Source organism: Seohaeicola zhoushanensis, from assembly GCF_014656415.1.
Taxonomy (GTDB): domain Bacteria; phylum Pseudomonadota; class Alphaproteobacteria; order Rhodobacterales; family Rhodobacteraceae; genus Seohaeicola_A; species Seohaeicola_A zhoushanensis.
In genome coordinates, this window is the sequence record NZ_BNCJ01000016.1 from 43,273 (window position 1) to 67,909 (window position 24,637).

At 66.5% G+C, this 24,637-nt stretch carries 21 protein-coding genes; 4 read left to right on the plus strand and 17 right to left on the minus strand.

The genetic code is table 11. The annotated features are described in order from the left end of the window. Window positions 1-317: 317 nt before the first annotated feature. The 5 genes from lpdA to IE266_RS20145 are packed head-to-tail and all read right to left on the minus strand — an operon-like array spanning window position 318 to window position 5,432. Window positions 318-1,700 carry a dihydrolipoyl dehydrogenase gene (gene lpdA, locus IE266_RS20125; RefSeq protein WP_189681921.1) on the minus strand — a complete coding sequence of 461 codons (1,383 nt, stop codon included), beginning with the start codon at window positions 1,698-1,700 and terminating at the stop codon, window positions 318-320. After that, on the minus strand, window positions 1,693-2,967 hold the full coding sequence (locus IE266_RS20130) for a dihydrolipoamide acetyltransferase family protein (protein WP_189681922.1): 1,275 nt from the start codon (window positions 2,965-2,967) through the stop codon (window positions 1,693-1,695). The genes lpdA and IE266_RS20130 overlap by 8 nt, the downstream gene beginning before the upstream one ends. Continuing rightward, entirely contained in the window at window positions 2,967-3,983 is a 1,017-nt protein-coding gene (locus IE266_RS20135) for an alpha-ketoacid dehydrogenase subunit beta (protein ID WP_189681923.1), read from the minus strand. Before IE266_RS20135 ends, IE266_RS20130 begins: the two co-directional genes overlap by 1 nt. A 2-nt stretch (window positions 3,984-3,985) precedes the next feature. Next, window positions 3,986-5,218 (minus strand): thiamine pyrophosphate-dependent enzyme, encoded by a 1,233-nt coding sequence (locus IE266_RS20140; protein WP_189681924.1) that lies wholly within the window; start codon window positions 5,216-5,218, stop codon window positions 3,986-3,988. After that, the gene (locus tag IE266_RS20145; protein ID WP_189681925.1) at window positions 5,211-5,432 is read right to left on the minus strand and encodes a hypothetical protein; all 222 of its coding nucleotides are present in this window, start codon (window positions 5,430-5,432) and stop codon (window positions 5,211-5,213) included. The genes IE266_RS20140 and IE266_RS20145 overlap by 8 nt, the downstream gene beginning before the upstream one ends. A gap of 145 nt (window positions 5,433-5,577) precedes the next feature. Between IE266_RS20145 and IE266_RS20150 the strand changes: the two genes are divergently transcribed. Beyond that, window positions 5,578-6,051: an Lrp/AsnC family transcriptional regulator gene (locus IE266_RS20150; protein ID WP_189681926.1), complete on the plus strand. Its 474-nt coding sequence runs from the start codon at window positions 5,578-5,580 to the stop codon at window positions 6,049-6,051. 18 nt (window positions 6,052-6,069) lie between these two features. On the opposite strand, the gene IE266_RS20155 is transcribed toward IE266_RS20150, so the two are convergent. From IE266_RS20155 to IE266_RS20165, 3 genes are all read right to left on the minus strand, one after another. Next, window positions 6,070-7,380, minus strand: a complete 1,311-nt coding sequence (locus IE266_RS20155) for an aspartate aminotransferase family protein (RefSeq protein WP_189681927.1) — start codon at window positions 7,378-7,380, stop codon at window positions 6,070-6,072. 77 nt (window positions 7,381-7,457) lie between these two features. After that, entirely contained in the window at window positions 7,458-9,122 is a 1,665-nt protein-coding gene (locus tag IE266_RS20160) for a hydantoinase B/oxoprolinase family protein (protein WP_229864327.1), read from the minus strand. After that, complete coding sequence (locus IE266_RS20165; RefSeq protein ID WP_189681928.1) at window positions 9,119-11,158, minus strand: hydantoinase/oxoprolinase family protein; 2,040 nt, start codon at window positions 11,156-11,158, stop codon at window positions 9,119-9,121. Before IE266_RS20165 ends, IE266_RS20160 begins: the two co-directional genes overlap by 4 nt. Before the next feature lie 143 nt (window positions 11,159-11,301). On the opposite strand from IE266_RS20165, the gene IE266_RS20170 reads away from it, so the two are divergent. Beyond that, window positions 11,302-12,081 carry an IclR family transcriptional regulator gene (locus IE266_RS20170; protein WP_189681929.1) on the plus strand — a complete coding sequence of 260 codons (780 nt, stop codon included), beginning with the start codon at window positions 11,302-11,304 and terminating at the stop codon, window positions 12,079-12,081. 38 nt (window positions 12,082-12,119) lie between these two features. On the opposite strand, the gene IE266_RS20175 is transcribed toward IE266_RS20170, so the two are convergent. From IE266_RS20175 to dctP (IE266_RS20185), 3 genes are read right to left on the minus strand one after another with little or no spacing between them, the layout of a single operon-like run. Further along, on the minus strand, window positions 12,120-13,424 hold the full coding sequence (locus IE266_RS20175) for a TRAP transporter large permease (protein ID WP_189681930.1): 1,305 nt from the start codon (window positions 13,422-13,424) through the stop codon (window positions 12,120-12,122). Further along, window positions 13,417-13,956 (minus strand): TRAP transporter small permease subunit, encoded by a 540-nt coding sequence (locus IE266_RS20180; RefSeq protein WP_189681931.1) that lies wholly within the window; start codon window positions 13,954-13,956, stop codon window positions 13,417-13,419. The genes IE266_RS20175 and IE266_RS20180 overlap by 8 nt, the downstream gene beginning before the upstream one ends. 34 nt (window positions 13,957-13,990) lie before the next feature. Then, complete coding sequence (gene dctP / locus IE266_RS20185; RefSeq protein ID WP_189681932.1) at window positions 13,991-15,019, minus strand: TRAP transporter substrate-binding protein DctP; 1,029 nt, start codon at window positions 15,017-15,019, stop codon at window positions 13,991-13,993. Between the two features lie 439 nt (window positions 15,020-15,458). On the opposite strand from dctP (IE266_RS20185), the gene ilvD reads away from it, so the two are divergent. Continuing rightward, window positions 15,459-17,312, plus strand: coding sequence for a dihydroxy-acid dehydratase (gene ilvD / locus IE266_RS20190; RefSeq protein WP_189681933.1), 1,854 nt, complete (start codon window positions 15,459-15,461; stop codon window positions 17,310-17,312). A gap of 55 nt (window positions 17,313-17,367) precedes the next feature. On the opposite strand, the gene IE266_RS20195 is transcribed toward ilvD, so the two are convergent. The 5 genes from IE266_RS20195 to dctP (IE266_RS20215) all read right to left on the minus strand — a co-directional run bounded on the left by IE266_RS20195 (window position 17,368) and on the right by dctP (IE266_RS20215) (window position 23,038). Then, window positions 17,368-18,882 carry a malonate--CoA ligase gene (locus IE266_RS20195; RefSeq protein ID WP_189681934.1) on the minus strand — a complete coding sequence of 505 codons (1,515 nt, stop codon included), beginning with the start codon at window positions 18,880-18,882 and terminating at the stop codon, window positions 17,368-17,370. A gap of 13 nt (window positions 18,883-18,895) precedes the next feature. Further along, window positions 18,896-20,137 (minus strand): malonyl-CoA decarboxylase, encoded by a 1,242-nt coding sequence (locus IE266_RS20200; protein WP_189681935.1) that lies wholly within the window; start codon window positions 20,135-20,137, stop codon window positions 18,896-18,898. Then, window positions 20,134-21,453, minus strand: a complete 1,320-nt coding sequence (locus IE266_RS20205; protein WP_189681936.1) for a TRAP transporter large permease — start codon at window positions 21,451-21,453, stop codon at window positions 20,134-20,136. The genes IE266_RS20200 and IE266_RS20205 overlap by 4 nt, the downstream gene beginning before the upstream one ends. Beyond that, a complete protein-coding gene (locus IE266_RS20210; RefSeq protein WP_229864328.1) occupies window positions 21,453-21,950 on the minus strand; it encodes a TRAP transporter small permease in 498 nt (165 codons plus the stop codon). Before IE266_RS20210 ends, IE266_RS20205 begins: the two co-directional genes overlap by 1 nt. A gap of 98 nt (window positions 21,951-22,048) precedes the next feature. Further along, window positions 22,049-23,038, minus strand: a complete 990-nt coding sequence (dctP, locus tag IE266_RS20215) for a TRAP transporter substrate-binding protein DctP (RefSeq protein WP_189681938.1) — start codon at window positions 23,036-23,038, stop codon at window positions 22,049-22,051. A 99-nt stretch (window positions 23,039-23,137) separates the two neighbouring features. Between dctP (IE266_RS20215) and IE266_RS20220 the strand changes: the two genes are divergently transcribed. Beyond that, window positions 23,138-23,812 (plus strand): GntR family transcriptional regulator, encoded by a 675-nt coding sequence (locus tag IE266_RS20220; RefSeq protein WP_189681939.1) that lies wholly within the window; start codon window positions 23,138-23,140, stop codon window positions 23,810-23,812. Window positions 23,813-24,038: 226 nt separating this feature from the next. Here the strand turns inward: IE266_RS20220 and scpB are convergent, their stop codons facing one another. After that, window positions 24,039-24,635 (minus strand): SMC-Scp complex subunit ScpB, encoded by a 597-nt coding sequence (gene scpB / locus IE266_RS20225; RefSeq protein ID WP_189681940.1) that lies wholly within the window; start codon window positions 24,633-24,635, stop codon window positions 24,039-24,041. Window positions 24,636-24,637 lie beyond the last annotated feature (2 nt).

The following is a 24,637-nucleotide window of genomic DNA, read 5'->3' on the forward strand; positions in this document are numbered from 1 at the left end:
GGGCTGGCAACGGCGGCAGCCCAGTCAGGGTGGTTTGATCCGAGGCCGAAACCTCATGATCGGCATTGGAAACCGAGCCTTTTCAGGGCTCTGCAACCATAGAAGGAAATCGATGTCAACATTGGTACTTGGCCGAGCCGGCAACATTGCGGCACCGCGTTGTCCAAATGTCGGCCAGTCGTCTTTTTGGTGAAAAATGGGCCGCGACGACCAACGAGGCATCGCCGGCAGATGGAGCGATACGCGCCCCTCGGCGCATGAACCCGACCGGCAACCCGCAGGTTACCAGCCGGACGAACCCGACATGCGATGTTCGTTCAGCCGTGGTTGGCCATAGACACCTGCATCAGCGCCGCCTCTTGCAGGGCCTCGCTCAGGGTCGGGTGTGCGTGGATCGTGCCGGCAAGATCTTCGGCCCGCAGCCCGGCCTCGATTGCCACGGCAAATCCCGAAACCAGCTCGGACACACCGGGACCCGTGGCCTGGATGCCAAGGATCACATGGTCGCTCTCGCGCGAGACGATCCGCACGAAACCGTCGGTGTCATCCAGCGTCAGTGCCCGGCCATTGGCGCGGAACGGGAATTCGCTGACCTTGGAGGCAACGCCCTCGGGCACCTCCGCAGGCAGCAGCCCAACGCTGACGATCTCGGGGTCGGTGAAGCAGACGGCGGGCACGCAGGCCTTGTCCCAGGCGGCGGCATGGCCCGCGACCACATCGGCGACGATCTCGCCCTGGGCCATGGCACGGTGCGCCAGCATCGGGCCGTGGGTGACGTCGCCGATGGCATAGACTCCGCGCATCGAGGTGCGGCAGCGATCGTCCACCTCGATGAACGGCCCGTTCTGGCGCAGGCCCAGCTCGTCGAGGCCCATGCCGTCGGTGCAGGGCATCCGCCCGACCGTCACCAGCACGGCATCGACCCCCAGCGGATCGTTGTCGCCGTCGAGGCCAAGCTCGCCGGTGGCGTCGTTCCAGCCTGTCGACCGCGTGCCAAGCCGCAGCTCGATCCCCAAGTCGCCCAGCCGGCGGCGCACCGGCCGGGTCAGCCTTTCGTCGTATTGCGGCAGGATCGACGGCCCCGCCTCGATCAGCGTGACCTTGCTGCCGAGCTTGGTAAATGCCGTCCCCAGCTCCAGCCCGATGTAGCCGGCGCCGATCACCGCCAGCCGGGCGGGCGGTTCGGGCAGGGCCAGCGCGGCGGTGGAATCGAGCACCCTGCCGCCCACCGCCAGTCCCGGCACCTCGGCGGGCCGCGAGCCGGTGGCGATCACCACGTTCTCGGCGCGGACCAGCACCGGGCCGGTCTCGCTCTCGACCTCGACGGTCTTGCCATCGCGAAACCGCGCCCAGCCCTTGAGCGTCTTGACGCCGCTGCGCTCCAGCAACCCGCCGACGCCCGCGCAGAGCTTGTCGACCACGCCGCGCGACCACTCTTGCGTCCGGGCGAAATCGAGCTTTGGCGCGGCGACCGTGATGCCCAGCATCCCGCCGCGCGACTGCATCACCGCCGCGTGGTAGAGATCGGCGGCATGGATCAGCGCCTTGGAGGGGATGCAGCCGACGTTGAGGCAGGTGCCCCCGACCCGGTTGCCCTCGACCAGGATGGTGTCGACCCCCAGCCGCGCCGCGCGCGAGGCGCAGACATAGCCGCCGGGGCCGCCGCCGATGACTAGCAGGGAGCATCTCAGTTCATTCATCGCGCCACTCCATGAACAGCATCGCCGGCGTTTCCAGCAGCGACTTGACCTTGGCCACGAACTCGGCCGCGACCCAGCCATCGACCACGCGGTGGTCGAAGCTGCACGACAGGTTCATCACCCGGCGCGGCATGAAGGCCTTGCCGTCCCAGACCGGGCGGACGGCGATCTTGTTGACCCCGACAATCGCCACCTCGGGGTGGTTGATGATCGGGGTCGTCGCCAGCGCCCCCAGCGGGCCGAGCGACGTGACCGTCAGGGTCGAACCGGACAGACTCTCCGGCCCGATCCGCCGTTCGCGCGCCGCGTCCGAGAGCCGCCGGATCTCGCGGGCGGTATCCCAAAGCATGCGTGCCTCGGCATGGACCAGCACCGGCACCATCAGCCCCGAGGGCGTCTGCGTGGCAATCCCGCAATGCAGCGCCTCATATCGCGTGATGACCCCGGCCACATCGTCGTAATGCGCATTGATCTCGGGGTGATCGACCACCGCCTCGGCCAGCGCGCGCAGCAGGAAGGGCAGCAGCGTCAGGCGGCCGCGCTCGGCCCCGAAACGCTCGTTGAGCCGGGCGCGCAGCTCTTCCAGCGCCTCGACGTCGACCTCTTCGATGATCGAGAAATGCGGGATGCGCTGCTTGGCCAGTGCCATGCGCTCGGCGATCTTGCGGCGCACGCCGGTGACGCGGACCTCCGCCTCGCCGGTTCGCCGGACCAGGCCGCCGGGGCGGGCCAGCTCCGGGCCATGCGCCAGGAAGTCATCAAGGTCCTCGTGCAGGATCCGGCCCGCGGGACCGGTGCCGCGGACCTGCCGCAGGTCAATGCCGGCATCGCGCGCGCGGCCCCGCACCGAGGGCGCGGCCAACGGACGTCCGGCGGCATTGCGCGCGAAGGGCCCGGCGGAGGGCGGTGCGCTGCGGCGGGCCGCCGCCGGCTCGGTGCGTGCCGGCGGCGCGGGGGCCGGCTCGGGTGCGGCTACGACCGCTTCGGCCCTGGGCGTCTCGACCGGTGCGGCAACCGCCACGGCCTCGTCCGTCTCGATGCGGATCAGGTCGCTGCCGATGGCCATGACCTCGCCAGCCTTGCCGCCCAGCCAGGTGACCCGCCCGCCAACCGCCGCCGGGATCTCGACCGTCGCCTTGTCGGTGGTCACCTCGCAGATGATGTCATCCTCGCGGATGATGTCGCCGACCTTGACCAGCCATTCGCCCAGCTCTGCCTCGGCGATGCCCTCGCCGATATCGGGCAGCTTGAAGGTAAGTTCCGCCATCACTCCGCCTCCATCACCTTGTCGATTGCACGTCGCACCCGCTCGGGACCGGGAAAATAGTCCCATTCCTGCGCATGGGGATAGGGCGTGTCCCAGCCCGCGACCCGCAGCACCGGCGCTTCGAGGCTGTAGAAGCATTCGCGCTGCACCAGCGCGGTGACCTCTGCGCCATAGCCCGATGTCAGCGTCGCCTCGTGCAGCACGATGCAGCGGCCGGTCTTGCGGACCGAGGCGGTGATGGTCTCGAGATCGAGCGGCAGCAGCGTGCGCAGGTCGATCACCTCGACATCCGTTCCGCTTTCCGCGACCGCCGCCAGCGCGACATGCACCATCGTACCATAGGTGATGAGCGTCGCCGCCGACCCCTCGCGCACAACGGCCGCCTTGCCGAGCGGCACCTCGTAGTAACCCGGCTCCACATCGCCGGCCTCGTGTTTGGACCAGGGCACCGAGGGGCGGTCGAAGTGACCGTCGAAAGGCCCGTTGTAGAGCCGCTTCGGTTCGAGAAAGATCACCGGGTCGGGGTCTGCGATGGCCGCCAGAAGCAGGCCCTTGGCCTCGCGCGGGTTCGAGGGCACCACGGTCTTGAGACCGGCGACATGGGTGAACAACGCCTCGGGGCTCTGGCTGTGGGTCTGCGCGCCGAAGATGCCGCCGCCGGTCGGCATCCGGATCACCATCGGGCAGGTGAACTCTCCCGCCGAGCGATAGCGCAGGCGTGCCGCCTCGCTGACGATCTGGTCATAGCCGGGATACATGTAATCGGCGAACTGGATCTCGGCGATGGGCTTCAGCCCGTAGGCCGCCATGCCGATGGCGGTGCCGACGATCCCCAGTTCGCTGATCGGGGTATCAAAGCAGCGTTCGACGCCAAACCTTTTTTGCAGACCCGCAGTACAGCGGAACACGCCGCCGAAATAGCCGACGTCCTCGCCCAGCACGACCACGTCGCTGTCGCGCTCCATCGCCACCGCATGGGCATCGCGGATGGCCTCGATCATCGTCATGCGCGCCATGATCAATACCCCACTTCATGCCGCTGCCGCAGAAGGTGCGGCGGCATCTCGGCAAATACGTCCTCGAACATGTCGCGCGGGCTGGGCCGCTGGCCGGAATGCAGGGTGCCGATCGCCTCGGCCTCCTTCTGCACCGCCATGACCTCGGCCAGGATCTCGGCCTCGGCCTGCTTGTGGCGCTCCTCCGACCAGATCCCGAGCTGGATCAGGTGCGCCTTCAGCCGCAGGATCGGGTCGCCCAGCGGCCAGGCTGCGCCTTCTTCCTTGGGCCGGTAAGCGGAAGGATCATCCGATGTCGAATGCCCACCGGCGCGATAGGTCACGAACTCGATAATCGTCGGGCCGAGATCGCGCCGCGCCCGTTCCACCGCCCATTGCGAGGCGGCGTGCACGGCCAGGAAGTCGTTGCCATCGACCCGCAGCGCCGGCAGTCCAAAGCCATGGGCCCGGGCCGCGAAGGTCCCTGCCCCGCCGCGCGCAATGCCCTGGAAGGTCGAGATCGCCCACTGGTTGTTGACGATGTTCAGGATCACCGGCGGCTTGTAGGTCGAGGCAAAGACCAGCGCGCCGTGGAAATCGCTCTCGGCGGTCGACCCGTCGCCGATCCAGGCCGCCGCCAGCTTGCGGTCGCCCTTGATCGCCGCCGCCATCGCCCAGCCCACCGCCTGCACGTATTGCGTGGCGAGGTTGCCCGAGATCGAGAAGAACCCGTGTTCCTTCGAGCTGTAGAAGACCGGCAGTTGCCGCCCCCGCACCGGGTCGCCATCGTTCGAGTAGACCTGGTTCATCATCTTGACCAGCGGATAGCCCGCCGCGATCAGCAGCCCGGCCTGGCGATAGGTCGGAAAGTTCATGTCGCCCGGCCGCAGCGCCCGCTGGAAGGCGCAGGAAATCGCCTCTTCGCCCAGGTGCTGCATATAGAACGAACATTTGCCCTGCCGCTGCGCCGTCAGCATCCTCGCGTCGTAGGTGCGCAGGGTCATCATGTCGCGCAGACCCTGCAGCAGGGCCTCCCCGCTCAGCGATCCGGCCCAGGGGCCGACGGCCTCGCCTTTGCGGTTCAGAACGCGGATGATCGAGAAGGCCATCTCGCGCATGTCCTCGGGCCGTGTATCCGGTTCGGGGCGGTCGACGGCACCGGCGCGGGGGATCGCCACGTGGCTGAAGTCGGGGTCATCGCCGGGGCGGATCGCCGGGGCCGGCACGTGTAGTCGGGGCGAGACTTCCTCAAACATCTTCGGACTCCAGCGCGAAATATGGCAGGGCGGCGACGCGGGCGGTGAAGACGCGTGCCTCGGCACAGCCGGGGTCGAGCAGTTCCAGCGCCAGCACGGCGCGGCCGCTGCCCAGATGCGTTACCGAAAACTGGGCGAATTCGAGGCTGAGACGCCGGGCCATGTCGATCACCCGGCCCGCCACGTTCAATGGATCATCGCAAACCAACCGCATACGGCTGCGCCTCCCTTTCGCCGGTTTCACTGGCGCGAAGGATACGCCCGGTCGGGCAGAATGTTCTTTTGAATGCCCCTGTCGCTCGGGTTATTTCGGATGTATCTTTTGCCCCGAGCTAGATTTTCGAAAGATTCCACCGACCATGCCGTATGAAACCCTAGATCGTATCGACCGGATGATTCTGCGCGAGCTGGCCGCCGACGGGCGCGCCTCGAACACCGAGCTTGCGCAGCGGGTCGGGTTGTCGCCCAGCCCCTGCTGGCAAAGGGTGCGCCGCCTGCAGGAACAGGGCATCATCCGCGGCTATGCGGCGATCCTCGACCAGGAACAGCTTGGCGCGTCAGAGATCGTGATGATCGACGTCATCCTCGACCGGCACGACGACGAGGTGGTCGAGGATTTCGGCAAGACGATGCAATCGATGCCCGAGGTGCTGGAGGTTCACCTGACCACCGGCGAATTCGACTACCTGCTCAAGGTCGCCGTGTCCGGGACCAAGGGCTATGAAGCCTTCCTGCGGGAAAAGCTCTACCGCGTGCGCGGCATCCGGCACACGCGGTCGAGTTTCGTTCTGCGCAGCCTCAAGGACGTCCAGGCCTACCTGCCGGAGCTCTGAACGCCGCTGCGCGGGGCCTCAGCCGAGCTTGGCCAGCGCCCGCTCGAAGGCATCGACGATCTCATCGATGTCGTCGAAGGTCATCACCGTCGAGAAGCAGACCAGCCCGTTCGCGGCGATGATCACGCCCTCGTCGAACAGCGCCTTGGCCAGCGCCGCGACCTTCTGCGCGCCATCGCCGCCGGCCAGCACGGTCGAGCGGAAGTCGCTGAGCTGCGCCCGGTTGAAGTGGACCCGCCGCAGCGAGCCGAGCCCGGTGATCTGCGCCTCGATGCCAAGCCGGTCGAACAGCGCGGTCGCCTTCTCCTGGAAGCGGTCGCCAAGCGCGTCGAGATGCTCGAAGCTCTCCGGCGTCAGCGCCTCCATCGAGGCGATGCCCGCCACCATCGTCATCGGGTTAGCCGAGAAGGTGCCGCCGTGCTGTACGCGCGGCGATCCCTTCGAAGGGTCATAGACCGACATCACCTCGGCCGTGCCCGCAACCGCGCCCACGGGCATCCCGCCGCCGATGATCTTGCCAAGCGCGGTGACGTCCGGCGAGATGCCGTAGCGGCCCTGCGCGCCGTTGAAGCCGAGGCGGAAAGTGATGACCTCGTCGAAGATCAGCAGCGCGCCCAGCTCGCGGCTGACCCGGCGCAGCATCTCGAGGAATTCGCGGCTGGCCGGCACCAGCCCGGCGCGGTTCGGCATCACGTCGACCAGGATCCCGGCCAGGTCGTTGCCCTTGGCGCGCAGGATGCGCTCGCTCACCTCGACGTTGTTGAACGGCAGGATGACCACGTCATCCAGAACGCCCTGCGGCGTGCCCTCGGCGGTTGGCACCGAGTTCGGCGAGTCGGCGTCGCCCCAGGTCTCGGGCGTGGCGTTCTGGCTGGTCTCCACCACGTCATAGGTGCCGTGATAGGCGCCTTCGCACTTGGCGATCTTGGCGCGGCCGGTGAAGGCGCGCGCAACCTTGATCGCGTTCATCACCGCCTCGGTGCCCGAGTTGCAGAAGCGCACCTGCTCGACCGAGGGCAGCCGCTCGGCCAGGATCTCGGCCAGGCGGACCTCGCCCGGCGTCGCCATGCCGAAGCAGAACCCCTTCTCCAGCTGTTCGCGGGCGGCCACCTTGATCGCCTCGCAGCCATAGCCGTGGATCAGCGAGGTGAAGTTGCCCACCGCGTCGATCCGGCTCTTGCCGTCGATGTCGATGATCCGGCAGCCCTCGCCGCGGTCCGCGTAGACCTGGAACGGCGCGCGGAAGACGGTGTGACGGGTATTGCCGCCCGGCATGACAGCCTTGGCGCGTTCGTAAAGCTCTGCCGATTTGGAGGAGTTGGAGTCCATGGTGCCCTCGAAAGACAATCGTGATTTGCGCATGAACGGGGCCGGCAGCCCATTGGCGTGCCGGCCCCGCAAAGGTCTCAGCCGTCGTAACCCATCTTCAGGTCGTGGTCGCGGCTTTCCGGCGACCGCTCGTCAGGCACGCCATAGCCGCCCCCGCCCGGCGTTCCGACGTCGATGTAGTCGCCGGTGCGCAGGTGGAAGTTCTCGCCCTTGGAAATGTGCTCGGGCTCGAATTCCCTGCCGTCGATGTTGACGCGGATCCGGTTCGGCGCGCCATCGCCACCGCCGAGGATGCCCGGGGGCCCGAAGCGGCCGTGCTCCATCAGGAATGAGGCGGTGCCTTCGCCGCGCAGCAGCCGCATCCGGTAGTCGACGCCCATGCCGCCGCGGAAGCGGCCCTTGCCCGACGAGCCCTCGCGCAGGGCGTATCTCTCGACCAGCAGCGGATAGCGCTGTTCCAGGATCTCCACCGGCTGCGACTTGGAGATGCCGATGGTCGAGCAGCCGTTCGAGACGCCGTCGCCATCCCACCAGCCGCCGTAGCCGCCGCCCGAGAAGTAATACATGATGTAATGCTCGCCGGTCTCCGGGTCGAACCCGCCCAGCGAGATGTTCCCCGAAGTGCCCGCCGGCGCCGCGAAGAGCTTGCCGGGGATCGCCTTGGCCAGTGCAAGGAACACCGCCTCCATGATGCGCTGCGACACCTCGGCCGAACATCCCGCCACCGGGCGGGGATACTCGGCGAAGAGGAAGGTGCCCTTGGGCCGCAGCACGTTCAGCGGCTTGAAGCAGCCGGCGTTCATCGGAACGTTTGGGAAGATGTGCTTCATCCCGATGAAGACCGAGGATTGCGTCGTTGCCCAGACCGAGTTCAGAGGCCCGCGGCAGGGCTTGGACGAGCGCGAAAAATCGAAGGTGATATCGCTTCCGGCAACCGTCACATCCAGCGCGATTTCCAGCGGTTCGTTGACCACGCCATCGCTGTCGATGAAGGCCGAGGCCGAATAGACCCCGTCCGGGATGTCGGCGATATGGGCGCGCATCATCTGCTCTGCCCGGCCCTCGATCTCGGCGACGCAGCCGTTGACCACCTCGAGACCATAGCGGTCGATCAGCGCGGTCAGCGCCTTCTCGCCGGCGCGCAGCGCGGCGATCTGCGCCAGGATATCGCCGATACGCTCTTCCGAGACGCGGATGTTGGCGAGGATCATGTCGACCACGTCCTGCACGATCTCCCCGCGCTTCATTATCTTGACCGGCGGAATCCTCAGCCCTTCCTGGTGGATCTCGGTCGCCGTGGTCGAGAAGCCGCCCGGCACCATGCCGCCGGTGTCGGGCCAGTGCCCGGCATTGGCGAGATAGCACCAGAGCTTGCCCTTGTAGTAGAAGGGCATGACCATCTTGACGTCCATCAGGTGGGTGCCCCCCCGATAGGGGTCGTTCACGATGATGATGTCACCGGGTTCGAGATCGGCGGCACGCTCCTTGATGACCGAGTTCACACATTCCTGCATCACGCCGAGGAAGATCGGCAACCCGGTCTCCCCCTGCGAGATCATGCGCCCGTCGGCGGTGCCGTAGATGCCGTTCGAGCGGTCGTAGGCCTCGGAGATCACCGGCGAGAACGAGGTCTTTTCATGCACCAGGTCCATCTCGGTGCAGACCTGCTGCAGGCCCTTCTCGACCACCGTCAGCGTCACGGGGTCGATGGTCGGGGTTGTCTGGAACGCCATGTTGGTCATGCTGCGGCCTCCTCGAAGGTCACGATGATATTGCCGAATTCATCGACTTCGGAACGTGTGCCCGGGTCGAGGATCAATGTGGTGTCGTCCTGCTCGACGATGGCCGGTCCATAAAAGACATGGCCCAGCGGCAGCTGCGCGCGGTCATAGACCTGCGCCTCGTGCCAGGCGCCGTCGAACCAGGCGCGGCGGGTGCCCTTGCGCGCCTTCTCGGCATCGCCGCCCTTCGGCGCGAAATGCGCGAGATCGACGTGGACGCGCTTGCCGATGATCGTCGTGCGGATGTTCACCAGGATCGGGATCATCGTCGGCAGCTCGATCCCGAAGCGGGCCAGGAATGCCTCGCGGAAGGCGGCGCGCACCGCCTCGGCATCGAAGTTACCCTCGGGCGCCGGGATCCGCAGGACATGCGACTGGCCGCGATAAAGCAGGTCGAACTCGTGCTGGAAGACAACCTCGTCCACCGCCACCTTCTCGCGCGCCAGCAGGGCCAGGCCCGCGTCACGCTGCTCGGCGATGATGCCGTCTACGACGCCTTCGGCGATCACCGCCAGCGGCTGGTTCAGCGTGCGCACGAAGTCGTGGCGCACGTCGGCCAGGATGCAGCCAAGCGCCGAGTTCAGGCCGGGATAGCGCGGCACCAGCACGCGCGGCAGGTTCAGCATCCGGGCGATGGCCACCGCGTGCAGCGGCCCGCCGCCGCCATAGGGCATGTAGGTGAAGTCGCGCGGGTCGACGCCCTTCTCGACCGAGATCAGCCGGATCGCCCCCGCCATCTCGGCCACGGCCACGTCGATCACCGCCTGCGCGGCGGCCACGGCGTCCATGTTCAGCGGTTTGCCGACCTGCTCGATCAGCGCCGCCTCGATCTTCTCGAGCGAGGCATCGCTCGTCGCGCCTGTGACGGCATGGGGATTGAGCCGGCCCAGCATGTAGTTGCAATCGGTGATCGTCACCCGGTCGCCGCCCCGGCCATAGCCGATCGGCCCCGGGAACGACCCGGCGCTTTCCGGGCCGACACGCAGCATCCCGGCCTTGTCGATATGGGCAATGGAACCGCCGCCCGCGCCGATGGTCGAGATGTCGATCATCGGGATGCGGATCGGCATGGCATAGGCCAGTTCCTTCTCGGCCGTCACCAGCGGCGTGCCGCCGTTGATCAGCGCGACGTCGAAGCTGGTGCCGCCCATGTCGCCGGTGACGACGTTCTCGCAGCCCGCAAGCCGCGCCAGCTCGGCCGCCGCCAGCACGCCCGCCGCCGGGCCGGACATGACCGTATGCACCGCGTGCTCCGCGATGACCGGCGCGCCGGCCATGCCGCCGTTGGCCTGCATGATCAGCAGATCATGGTCGAAGCCGCGCTCCTTAAGCGCGCTGTCGACGCGGGTGATATAGGCCGAGACGATGGGCGCGATCGAGGCATGGATCGCCGCGGTGGTGCCACGCTCGAACTCGCGCATCTCGCGGACGATCTCGTGCGAGGCGACGACATAGGGATTGGGCCAGAAGGCCCGCACGGCCTCGGCGGCGGCAATCTCGTGCTCGGGGTTCACGTAGGCGTGCAGGAATTGGATGGCGATCGATTCGACGCCTTCGGCCAGCAGCGCCTTGGCCTCGGCCACCACTTCGTCGATTGCCAGGGCGGTCAGCACCCGCCCCTGCGCATCCATCCGCTCGGTCACTTCGCGCCGCAGGTCGCGCGGGATCAGCGGGCGGAAGGTGCCGGACAGGCCATAGGCGTGGGGTCGCGTGCGTCGGCCCAGTTCCAGCACGTCGCGGAAGCCGCGGGTGGTGATGAGACCCGCCTTCGCGCCCTTGTGCTCCAGCACGGCATTGGTGCCGGCAGTGGTGCCATGCACCAGCCAGCGGATATCGCCCGGCGTCACGCCCAGCTGGTCGATGCCCGCAAGAAAGCCGCGCGCGCGATCGTCCACCGTCGTCGGCACCTTCTCGGTCCGCACTTCACCGCTCTCGGTGTCCACCATGAGAAAGTCTGTGAACGTGCCGCCCACATCCACGCCGATCGTGATAGCCATGCCACCTCTCATCATTTCATTTTACGGAACTAGGTTCCGGTTACTGGCAAAAATTCCTTGGGCAGTAACAATTGTCAAGCGACAAAAGCCGGGGTATCAAAAATTCCGAAACAAACGTCCAAGATTTGCAAACGGAGCTGCCGATGGCCAAGAAAACGACCTCCGACGACAGCCCGCTCGGGCGCTATTTCAACGTGCTGGAGGCGGTTGTCGCCAACCGGAACGGCATCTCGCTGACCGAGGTGGCACGGATCACCGGCCTGCCCAAGCCGACCGCCCACCGCCTGCTGAACGCGCTGGCCGAGATCTCGGTGCTGCAATACGACGACCACGGCCGGAAAAGCTTCCAGGCCGGACCGCGGCTCTGGAGGATCCTGCAACTTGGCGCCAACCCCTCGCAGGTCGCCCGCTATGCGCAGATGGTCTGCCGCGAGTTGTCCGAGGTCCTGGGCGAGACCTGCTATTGCGTGCGCTACGACGGCGAGACGGTGGAATCCATCGCGCAGGAGGTCTCTCCCGCCGGCTACCGGTTCCACGTCGTGCCGGGCGATATCCTGCCCTTCCATGCAGCCGCCACCGCCAAGGTCATCCTGGCCGCGCAGCCCGACGACATCGTCGAGCAGCACCTTTCCGGCGCGCTGGCCTCGTTCACGCCGCACACCAAGTCGAGCCGCATCGACATCTTCGCCGAGCTCAGCGAGGTGCGCAAAAACGGCTTTGCCATCTGCGACCGCGAGATTGACGAGAACGTCATGGCCTACGCCGTGCCGGTCAAGCTCGACGGGCAACCGGTCGTCTATGCGATGGGCGTCACCGGCCCGGTCAGCCGGATGAAGCAGGACGACGCGATGAAGTTCATCGAGCCGCTGCGCCGGGGCGCCGAACGCTTTGCCGAGATGATGAGTGGCCGCGGCCCGCTCTGAACAGCCGGGAGGCGCCCGGTGGGGCGCCTCCGCTGTCATCACATGATCGCCTTGGGCAGCCACAGGATGATCTGCGGAAAGAGCAGCATCAGCCCGACGCCCAGTATCATGATCGCCACGAAGGGGATGATCGAGAGGTAGAGCTCGTTCATCGTCACGTCCTTGGGCGCGACGCCCTTCAGGTAGAACAGGTTGTAGCCGAAGGGCGGCGTCAGGAAGCCCATCTCCATCAGCACGATGAAAAGCACGCCGAACCAGACCGGATCGAACCCCAGGTTCACGGCAATCGGCGCGAAGATCGGCGCGGTGATCATGATGATCCCCGTCGTCTCGAGCACCATGCCCAGCACCATCAGGATCAGCAGCATGATGATGATGATCACCCATCGGTTCACCTCCAGCCCCATGATCAGCCCCTCGATCATCCGCGTTGCGCCGATGGCCGAATAGAAGGTCGACAGCGCCGAAGAGGCGATGATGATCCAGAAGATCACCGTCGACAGAACCATCGTCTCGCGCAGGGCGGCGGTCAGGTTCTGGAATGTAAGCCGTCGCGCGATGGCCGCGGCAAGAACCGCGCCGCCCGCCCCAACCGCGCTGGCCTCGGCCACGGCCGCGGTGCCGGTCAGGATCGACCCCATCACCGCGACGGCGAGGCCGATCGGCAGCACCACCTTGCGCAGGCTGCGCAGCCGTTCGCCCCAGCTGTAGGTCACCGGGTCGGCCTGCACCGCCGGATCAAAGACCGAGCGGAAATAGGCGTAGAGCGCGAAGAGGAAGGCCAGCAGCAGGCCGGGCAGGATGCCGCCCATGTAGAGCCCGCCAATCGAGGTGCCGGCCACCAGGCCATAGACGATCATCGTGACCGAGGGCGGGATCAGGATACCCAGCGACCCACCCGCCGCGATGGAGCCGAGCGTCATCTGGCGGTTGTAGCCCCGCGACAGCATCGCCGGGATCGCCACCATGCCCATGGCAATCGTCGCCGCGCCCGAGATCCCTGCCATGGCCGAGAACATGGTGCAGATCAGGATCGTCCCGATGGCAAGACCCCCACGGATGCCGCCCATGAACTTCTGCATGGCGTCGTAGAGGTCATCCGCGATCCGCGATTTCTGTAACATCGCGGCCATGAAGATGAACATCGGGATCGAGAGATATTCAAAGCTCGTCGCCGTCGCATAGGCCCGCAGCGGGATCATGGTCAGCGCGGCGGGGCTCCAGAAGAAATAGATCATCCCGACCGAGAGACCGCCCAGCGAGAAGGCAATCGGCACGCCCAGGCCGAGCAGAAGGAACATCCCGCCGAACAGCAGGATGGTGGGCAGAAGCGGATCAACCATGCAGTTCGACCTCGTCGTCGTCTTTGCGCGCGTTCTCGGGGTGGAGGTAGGCCAGCCATTCGTCGATCATCAGCCGCAGCCAGCCCAGCACCATCAGCGAGGCGCCCAGCGGGATCAGGGCCTTGAACACCCAGACCGGCGCCGGCCAGTTTGCCGAGTTCGGGCGCTCGCCCGACAGGAAGGCGCGTTCGGCGAAGGTATAGCCGTGCCGGATCAGCACGTAGCAGAGCATCAGCAGCAGCGTCGTGCCCAGCAGCGTGTCGATCCACAGTTGCAGCTTCGGAGAGAAGCCGGAATACAGCGCATCGACCCGCACGAACTTGCCGCAGGATAGCGCCCAGGGCCCGCCGAGCATGATGAGCGCGCACATCAGCCAGGATGCCACGTCGGATGCCCAGGCCAGTGAAACGTTGAACACCAGCCTGGAGCAGATCTCCGTCAAGACGACGATAGCTATCGCCAGGGTCGCGAAGGATACCACCTTTCCGGTGGTATCCAGCACGCGGCCGATCATGTCAGACAGTGCCTTCATGCAGGCTGCTCCATCGTCATTGCCGGAGAGAGGTTCACTCGCCGCGGCCCAGTTCGCCCAGGTATTCGGCCAGCAGGTTCACCGCCTTGGCGTTCAGGCCACCCTGGTCGGCATAGGCCATCCAGAGCTTGCGCGCCGCCGCGTCCATCTTGGCGAAATCTTCCGCCGAGATCGTGGTGACCTCCATGCCGGCTGCCTGCATCTCGTTCAGGGCCTTGGCGTCATTCTTCATGCCGGTGGTCAGGTAGTCCAGCGACGACAGCATCGCCGCTTCACGCAGGATCGCCTGCAGGTCGGCCGGCAGCGCGTTCCAGGCGGCTTCGTTCACCGCGAAGAAGTTGTTCGGCGCCGGCATCGGCGAGGGCTGGACATAGTATTTGGCGACTTCCTGCAGCGAGATGTTCTTGTTCGCCGAAGGGCTGGCCCAACGGGCCGCGTCGATCGCGTCGGTTGCCAGCGCGGTGTAGATCTCGGAGCCCGACAGGAACACCGGCGAGGCGCCCATGCTCTCGTACCACTTGGCCTCGAGACCGAAGGCGCGGATCTTCAGACCCTGGAAATCGGCGACCGAGGTGATCGGCTTGTTAGACACGATATCCCACTGCGGCGAAACCTGCGGGCCGAGGTAGTAGACGCCATAGGGCGCATAGGCCTCGCGCGCGATGTCGATGAAGCCCTTCTTGTAGAAGAAGTCGAAGCTTTCCAGCGGGGTACGCAGACCACCCGGAACGCCGCTCTCGATCGAGGCCACCGGGCCGATCTTGCCGGCGAAATAGCCGCCGGTCAGCATCCCCATCTCGGCGACGCCCGCGCCAACGGCTTCGAGACCGTCGGCAATCGGGAACAGCGTGCCCACCGGGTAGACCTCGAAGGCGATGCGGCCGCCCGACATCTCGGTCACAAGCTTGGCAAAGCGCTCCTCGACCGCGACGTGGCCCGGGTCGCCCGGGTTCAGGTTGGTCTGAAGCCGCCACATGAAGTCCTGCGCCAGCGCAGGCACAGCGGCGCTGCCCGTGATCAGCGCCGCGACGACACCCGCTGCGAAAGTTCTGAAGGCTCCCATATTCTTTCCTTTGTTCCGATTGTTAAAACTTTCTGTCGGATACTGAAACATTGACCTCCGGAACGTCAAGGTATTTTCTCCGCCGCACGGCCGCCACGGCGAAGGTCACGGACCGGGATGCGTAAAATCCGGGCGAAGCGGGCCGGGCGGACCCTCGCATGCAAGGCCCCTTTCGCCATGACGCGCCCGTAGCGGCAAGGCGCTAACGGCGAAGGTCAGCTCTCCGGTTTTCGGCGAAGCACGGCCCGGCACCTTCACCACCCGAAAATTATTCGCCGATTCGCCGTCGCCGCCCTGCCTGCGCCAATCCCCCAGGCCCCGTCGAACCGCGAACTTCCCCCCAACCCTCTCTTTCATTTGGCGCGGCTTCGCACTATGGCCTTACTGGTGGAAAGAGCCGCGGTGCGCTGCCCGCAAAGCCGTAGAAAGGGAGGGTTCGATGCCCCGTTATCGTTCGAGAACAAGTACCCATGGCCGCAACATGGCCGGCGCCCGCGGGCTGTGGCGCGCAACCGGAATGACCGAAAGCGATTTCGGCAAGCCGATCATCGCAATCGTCAACTCCTTCACCCAGTTCGTGCCCGGCCACGTCCACCTCAAGGACCTCGGCCAACTGGTCGCGCGCGAGGTCGAGAAGGCCGGCGGCGTCGCCAAGGAGTTCAACACCATCGCGGTGGATGACGGCATCGCCATGGGCCACGACGGGATGCTCTACTCGCTGCCCTCGCGCGAGGTGATCGCCGACTCGGTGGAATACATGGTCAACGCCCATTGCGCCGACGCCATGGTCTGCATCTCGAACTGCGACAAGATCACCCCCGGTATGCTGATGGCTGCCATGCGCCTCAACATCCCCGCGATCTTCGTCTCGGGTGGTCCCATGGAAGCGGGCAAGATCGACCTCGCCTCGCTCGAGGTGAAGAAGATCGACCTGGTTGACGCCATGGTCGCCGCCGCCTCGGACGCCTATACCGACGAGCAGCTGCAGCACATCGAGGAAAACGCCTGCCCGACCTGCGGCTCCTGCTCGGGCATGTTCACCGCCAACTCGATGAACTGCCTGGCCGAGGCGCTTGGCCTCGCCCTGCCCGGCAACGGCTCGACGCTGGCCACCCATGCCGACCGCAAGGGCCTGTTCCTGGAAGCCGGCCGCAAGATCGTCGAAATCACCCGTCGCCACTACGAGCTGGAAGAGCATGGCCTGCTGCCGCGCGAAATCGCGACCTACGAGGCCTTCCAGAACGCCATGAGCCTCGACATCGCCATGGGCGGGTCGACCAATACCGTGCTGCACCTGCTGGCCATCGCCAACGAAGGCGGCGTCGACTTCACCATGGACGACATCGACAAGCTCTCGCGCAAGGTGCCCTGCCTGTGCAAGGTCGCGCCGAACATCGAGAACGTCCACATGGAGGACGTCCACCGCGCCGGCGGCATCTTCTCGATCCTGGGCGAACTCTCCCGCGCCGGCCTGTTGCACAACGACTGCTCCACGGTCCACTCGACCACCATGGGCGAGGCGATTGCGCATTGGGACATCAAGGTCGCCAACAACCCCGAGGCCGAGCAGCTGTTCCGCGCCGCCCCCGGCGGCGTGCGCACCACCCAGGCCTTCTCGACCGAGAACCGCTTCAAGGAGCTGGATACCGACCGTGAAAAGGGCGTGATCCGGTCGAAGGAACATGCCTTCAGCCAGGACGGCGGCCTCGCGGTCCTCTTCGGCAACATCGCCGAGGAAGGCTGCATCGTGAAGACCGCCGGGGTCGATGCCTCGATCCTCAAGTTCACCGGCACGGCCCATGTCTGCGAAAGCCAGGATTCGGCGGTGAACGACATCCTCACCGGCAAGGTGAAGGAAGGCGACGTGGTCGTCATCCGCTACGAAGGCCCGCGCGGCGGTCCGGGGATGCAGGAGATGCTCTATCCGACCAGCTACCTCAAGTCGAAGGGCCTGGGCAAAGCCTGCGCCCTGCTGACCGACGGGCGCTTCTCGGGCGGAACCTCGGGCCTGTCCATCGGCCACGTCTCGCCGGAAGCGGCAGAGGGCGGCACCATCGGCCTGGTCGAAAAGGGCGACAAGATCGAAATCGACATCCCCAACCGCCGCATCCACCTGGCGGTGGACGACGCCGTGCTGGCCGAACGCCGTGCCGCGCGCGAGGCCAAGGGCTGGCAGCCGGAAGAGAAGCGGACCCGCAAGGTGTCCAGCGCGCTCAAGGCCTATGCCGCGCTGACCACCTCTGCCGCACGCGGCGCGGTGCGCGACGTGAGCCAGCTCGAACGCAAGAACTGATCAGCGAAACGACAGGCGCGGCAACGCGCCTGTCACCGGTCAAGGGGCAGCCGCCTCAGCCGCCCGCGCTGAACACCCCGGCATATTGGTCACGCAGGATGTTCTTCTGCACCTTGCCCATGGTGTTCCGGGGCAGTTCGCTCACCACCTCCAGCACCTTGGGCTGCTTGAACCTGGCGAGCTTCTCGCCCACCGATGCCCGGATCGCGTCGAGGTCCGGGGTCGCGCCCGGTGCGGCCACCAGCACCCCCACGACGCCCTCGCCGAAATCGGGATGCGGCACCCCGATCACCGCGCTTTCCAGCACGCCGGGCTGGTCGTCGAGCACCAGCTCGACCTCCTTGGGATAGATGTTGTAACCGCCCGAGATGATCAGGTCCTTGGCCCGGCCCACGATCTGCACATAGCCGTCCGGATCCACCAGGCCGATATCGCCGGTGATGAAGAAGCCGTCCTCGCGCAGCTCGGCCTTGGTCTTCTCGGGCATCTGCCAATAGCCCTGGAACACGTTCGGCCCGCGCACCTCGATGATCCCCGCCTCGCCATCCGGCAGCGTCGCGCCGGTCTCGGGGTCGGTGATCTTCAGCTCCACCCCCGGCAGCGGGAAGCCGACGGTGCCGGCGCGCCGTTCCCCTTCATAGGGGTTCGAGGTGTTCATATTGGTCTCGGTCATGCCGTAACGTTCGAGGATACGGTGCCCGGTGCGCGCCTCGAAGGCCTTGTGCGTCTCGGCCAGCAGCGGGGCCGAGCCGGAGGTGAACAGCCGCATCCCGCTGCAGATCGCGCGGTCGAAACGCGGGTCGGCCAGCAGGCGGGTGTAGAAGGTCGGCACCCCCATCATCGAGGTCGCCTGGGGCAGGAAGCGCAGCACCGTGTCGACGTCGAACTTCGGCAGGTAGATCATCGAGGCCCCGGCGGCCAGCACCACGTTCGAAGCGACGAACAGGCCGTGGGTGTGGAAGATCGGCAGCGCGTGCAGCAGCACGTCCTGCGGGGTAAAGCGCCACTCCTCCACCAACGTCAGCGCGTTCGACAGCAGGTTCGACTGGCTCAGCATCGCGCCTTTCGAGCGGCCGGTGGTCCCCGAGGTGTAGAGCAGTGCGGCTAAGTCGTCGTCGGTCCGATCGACCGGCCTGAACTGGTCGGGCTGCCCCGCCGCCGCGTCCGAAAGGCTGCCCGTGCCGTCGGCATCCAGCGTCAGCACCCTGGCCGCGCCGGCGATCCTTCGCAGCGTCTCCTCCGAGGCCGGGCCGCAGACAACCGCGCCCGCTGCGCTGTCGCTGACGAAATACTCCAGCTCATCCGCCTTGTAGGCGGTGTTGAGCGGCAGGAAGACCACGCCCGACATCACGCAGGCGGCATAGAGCGCCAGCGCCTCGGGCGATTTCTCGACCTGCACCGCCAGCCGGTCTCCCGGCTTCAGCCCGGCCGCCGCCAGCGCCCCGGCCTGCCGCGCGGCGATGCGCAGGAAGGCGTCGCCGCTGAGGTGGGTTCCATCCTGCAATGTGAGGAAGGTGGTGTCGCGCCCCTTCAGCGGTGCCAGCAGCCGATCATACAGCGGGTTCGCCATTGTCCCTCTCCCTTCACGCCGCAACGGATGTCTTGACCAGCGCCCGTACGGCCTTGCTCGCCACCACTTCCTTGTGGCTTGCGAATTTCTCGTGGTTCTCGGCGAAGTTCTCCGCCTCGTAGCGGTAATTCACCATCGCCCCCGCGCTCTCGGCCAGGCCCTTCTCCGACAGGTCGGCCCCGGCGTGCACCGCGTGGACATAGGCCCCGTTGCCGAGGTGGAAGCGCGCCACCGGGTCATAGGGCATCCCGTCGCCGCGCTTGGCGGTCAGCAGGAACTGCGCCGCCACGGCGCGCAGGCCCTCGCTGTCGAGCGTGGCCGGGTCGATCCCCTCCTCGGCCATCCAGCGCGTCAGCGTCGGGATCGGCGACAGGGTGACGAAAGTCCCAAGCCCCGGCAGTTCGGCGGCGAGGTCTTCGGTCACCTGCTTGATCAGCGAGTTGCCAAAGGAAATGCCGGCCAGCCCCGCCTGGCAGTTCGAGATCGAGTAGAATACCGCCGTATCCGCCTCTTCCGCCGCCAGCGGCGCGCGTTCCTCGGTCAGCAGCCGCTGGACCGAGCCGGGAATGCCCTTGGTCAGCGCTACTTCGACGAAGATCAAAGGCTCGTCCGGCATGGCCGGGTGGAAGAAGGCGAAACAGCGCCGGTCCGAGGGTTCGACCCGGCGCCGCAGGTCGTCCCAGGAATGGATCGTGTGCACCGCCTCATAGGCGATGATCTTTTCGAGGATATGCGCCGGGCTCTGCCAGTTGATCCGCCGCAGCACCAGGAAGCCCCGGTTGAACCAGGACGAGAAGAGATGCTGGAAATCCAGGTCGATCCGCGACCGCGGATCGCTGCGCGGGATCAGCCGCAAGAGGTCGGCGCGCATCGCCACCAGCTGTGGCGTCGCGCCCGGCACCCGGTTGAGCCGCCGCGCCAGTTCCTGCCGCTTCGGCTCGGCCGCCTGCAGGAAGGCGCCATAGGCGGCCTGCCCCGGCTCGGCCTCGAAGGCGTCGAGAGCCGCGCGCACCTGGGTGATGTCGATGCCGAGATCGCCGGCGAGATGGTCGAAGAAGGCCAGCTTGCCGGCATCGTCGAGCGCACCATAGCGGTCGAGGATCTGCGCCGCCGTGGTCATCCCCGAAATCTCGCCATTGCCCGACAGCAGGTCGGCGATCAGCGCCTCGGTGCTGCGGGTGTCCGGCGCGCCGCCAAGCCGCCAGGGCGTATTTCGCGAGAACAGCGTGGCGAGAACGCCGGACAGCAGGCTCATATCGCGACCCCCATGACAGCCTCGGGCAGCCAGGTGGCCAGACCCGGGAAGATGCACATCAGGATGATGGCCAGGATCATGCAGCCGACGAAGGGCATCGACCCGACCAGGATCTGCCGCAGCGTGATGTCCGGCGCGATGCCGTTGATCACGTAGAGGTTCAGCCCGACCGGCGGCGTGATGAGTCCGATCTCCATGTTGATCGTCACGATCACCGCGAACCAATAGGGGTCAAACCCCGCCGCGGTGATGATCGGCAGCAGGATCGGCGCCGACATCAGGATCACCGCGACCGGCGGCAGGAAGAAGCCGGCAACGAGCAGGAACAGGTTGATCACCGCCATCAGCACCCAGCGGTTGACGTCCAGCGCCGCGATGTATTGCGCCACCGACTGGGTCACGACCAGCGAGGACAGCATGAAGCTGAACACGCCCGCCGCGCCGATGATGAAGAGGATCATCACGCTCTCGCGGGTGCTGTCGCGCAGCACCACCCAGAGGTCGCGGCCGCTGAACATGCGATAGATTACGATGGCCGCGAGGATGCAGAGCATCGCGCCCACGGCGGCGGTCTCCGAGGGCGTCGCCACCCCTCCGTAAAGCGCGTAGAGCACGCCGGCGATGATCGCCAGGAACGGCAGCACGCGGGGCAGGATCTCGAACCGCTGCCGCCAGGAATAGCGCGCCGAGACCAGCGCGGCGCTGGCTGCCCCCCGCCGCCAGGTGTCGAAAATCGCCCAGGCGATGAACAGCAGCGTCAGCAGGATGCCGGGAAGGACCCCGGCGAGGAACAGCCGCCCGATCGAAGTTTCGGTGGCGATGCCATAGACGATCATCGTGACCGAGGGCGGGATCAAGATGCCCAGCGTCCCCCCGGCGGCGATCGACCCGGCGGCCACCTCGGGCGGATAGCCACGGCGGCGCATCTCGGGAATGCCCATCTTGCCGATGGCCGCGCAGGTCGCGGGGCTCGACCCGGACATCGCGGCAAACAGGGCGCAGGCGCCGAGGTTCGACACCACCAGCCCGCCAGGCACCTTGGTCAGCCAGCGCTCCAGCGCCTCGTAAAGGTCAGGCCCCGCCCGGGTCGAGGCGATGGCCGCGCCCATGATGATGAACATGGGGATCGACAGCAGGGCAAAGCTGTTCAGCTCGGCATAGAACAGTTCGGGCAGCGCCTCGAGCGCGCGCGGGCCGTCGAAGATCCAAAGGAACAGGGTGGCGACGATCAGCAGGCCGACGGCCACCGATACGCCCGAGAACAGGACGACGACCGTCGCGATGGCGACCAGCAGGCCAAGCGTGAGGGGATCCATCAGTCGGGGCTCCGTTCGGGGTGAGGCTCGGGCAGTTCATCGGAGGGGCCGAAGGAGGCCAGCCAGAGATCGGCGAGCAGCTGCAACAGGTAAAGGGCAAAGCCGAGCGGCACGGAAAGATAGGTGATCCAGAGCGGAAACGCCCATACAGACTCTGATTTCCAGCCCCGCTTCCAGGCGAGGTGGAACATTTCCCAACCATACCAGACCATGGCCGCGATCATCGCGATGGTCGACAGCATGACCACCACGGCCAGAACGCGCCGCGCCGCCGGCGGGATCAGCTGCGGCAGCAGGTCGACACCGACATGCCCGCGCAGGCGCTGAACATAGGGCAGGCCCAGCAGGGTCGCGCCGATCATCAGGTAGATCACCGCCTCTGTCTGCCAGATGGTCGACTGCCCCAGCACGCCGCGCACGAAGATCATGTGGCAGGTGATCAGCACCGAGGCGAAGATCATCAGCGACGCCGCGACGCCGAAGGCCGTCGACACCATGCCAATTGCACGGATCGGTGCCGGCGGCCGATACCCGGCGCGCGATGGTCGCGCACCGGGGGTGCCACCCGCCGATCGGGGATCAACGGGCGCCTGTGTCATTCGACCGACAGCGCCATGTCGAGCAGCTCCTGGCCGCCCTCGACCGAAGCCGCGAAGGACGGATAGGAGGTGGTCTTGGCCAGCTCACGCCAGGCGTCGAAATCGGCCTGGGTCATCTCGGCGATCTCGACACCCGCGTCGGCAAAGGCCTTGGTCGTCACCGCGTCGCCCGCCTTGGCCTGCTCCAGGTACCAGGCTTCGGCCTTGGCCGAAGCATCGGTCAGCGCCTTCTGCTGTTCGGCGCTCAGCCCGTCGAAGGTGGTCTTGTTGATGAGCAGCGGCTGATACATGAACCACAGCGCGGTTTCGCCCGCCGGGGTATAGCACTTGAGCTGTTCGTACAGGCGATAGCTGAGGAAGCTCTCGGACGAGGTGTTGGTTGCATCCAGCACGCCGGTCTGCAGCGCCGAGTAGATCTCGGACGAGGCCATCGACGAAATCGAGGCTCCGGCGCCCGCCAGCATCTCCTCGAACGACTTGCCCGCCGCGCGGATCGTCACGCCCTGCACGTCGGCGGGCTTGGTGATGCAGCCCTTGTTAGAGCCGAATCCGCCGGCGAGATAGCCATGCACCAGCGTCTTCACGTCGTCGCCGGTCATGATATCCTCGATCTTCGCCATGAAGGGCGAGGCCGAGAGGCGCGCGGCGTGGTCGTGGTTCTTCACCAGGCCCGGCATCAGGGTCAGGTTGTAGGCCGGCTGCTGACCGCCCGCGTAGGACAGCGGAAAAATGGTCATGTCGAGCTGGCCCCGGCTGAGCGGGGTGTACTGCTCGCGGGCCTTGAACAGGGTCTGGTTCGGGAAGATCTGGATTTCCAGATCGACATTGGCCGCCTTCACCTCGTCCGCGACCATCTGCGCGACCTGGTGGCGCACGTCGCCTTCCGACCACTGGTGCGACAGTTTCAGCGTCTCGGCCCAGGCAGCGCCGCTGCCGAATGCCGCAAGAATGGCGAGCGTGCTCGCCGCGAGAATGCGTTTCGTCATGATGTCTCCTCCCAAGGCGCCATGTTTCCTCCCGGCGCCGGATGGGCGACATCAGGCAGCCTATTGCGTACCTTGTCAACCTTCTTGTATACAAAAAGTATGTCCTTGAATATTTCAGCCCCTGAACCGCGCAGTCGTTCGGACCAGATCGCCCAGATTCTGGAAGATCAGATCCTCATGGGCCGATTCGCGCCGGGTGCCCGGCTGGACGAGGTCAGCCTCGCAGAAGAGCACAAGGTCTCCCGCACCCCTATCCGCGAGGCCTTCCACCGACTCGCCCAGTCCGGGCTGGTCGTGCAGCAGCCGCGCCGCGGCGTCTTCGTGCGCACCGCCTCGCCGGTCGAGATCCTGGAGATGTTCGAGGTCATGGCCGAAGTCGAAGCCGCCTGCGGCCGCCTCGCCGCCCGGCGCGCCACCGATTCCGATATCGCCGAACTGCGGCAGGCCAATGCCGAATGCCAGAAGGCGCGCGAAGCCGGCGACGTCGACCTCTACTACCACAAGAACGGCGTGTTCCATCACCTGCTCTACGCCCAGTCGGGCAACCGCTTCCTCGAACAGGAAGCGTCAAGGCTGCATCGCCGCCTCAAGCCCTACCGCCGGATGCAACTCTTCCTGCGCGGCCGCCTGCAACAGTCGATGGAGGAACATACCGCCATCGTCGAGGCCATCGCCGCCGGAGACGCCCCCCGCGCGGCCGACCTGCTGCGCGATCACGTGGCGGTGCAGGGCGAGAAGTTCCACCACGTGATGTCTCACCTGCCCGAGGCGTGACGGCTGCGGTCATTCCTGAAATGGCGGGGCAACAGCGTCCGGTTCGTCCCCAGGCCGCTCCATACCGGGCGAGATCGTCGCGCCTGCGGCAGAGATCTTGTCGCGGGGCACATGGCGGAAACATATTCGCACATGTTTTTGGTCTCGATGCCGGTCGCCGGGACACAGGTGCACCACCTGATTTATCCCGAGTTCCGGCGCATAGTGCCCCTGCGCGGCATCACTCTCACGAAGACCCAGCCACACCCGCGTCTTCCAGCTGCTCCCGGTCCGGCAGGTCGCGCAGGCTCTCCAGGCCGAAAACGGCCAGAAACTGCTCGGTGGTCACGAACGTATAGGGCGCCCCGCGCCGGGGCGACCTTGGCCCGGTCCCGATCAGCCCGCGCCCGTGCAGCCGTCCGATCAGGTCGCGGCTGATCTCCTTGCCGAAGATCTCGCCAAGCCCGTCGCGCGTGATCGGCTGGTGATAGGCCACGGCGGCCAGCACCGCGATGTCGAATTCGCTCAGGTTGAGGTCCTGATGCCCCAGGTCCGCGGCCGCGCGGATCGCAGGCGCATAGGCGGGTCGGGTCCGGAACATCCAGCCGTCGGCCACCCTGACAAGTTCGAAGGCCCGGCCCGCGAGGTCGACGGCAAGATCCTCGACCAGCAGTTCGACCGACGCCCCCTGCCCCACGACGCGGGCCAGGTCCTCACGCGGCACCGGCGAGGCCGAGGCGAAGAGCACCGCCTCGATGCGCCGCATCCACTCGCGCCAGCGCAGCTCGGGCGGCAGGTCGGCCAAGTCGCGGTCCAGCTCCGGTTCGGAACGATCCTTCGCCATCC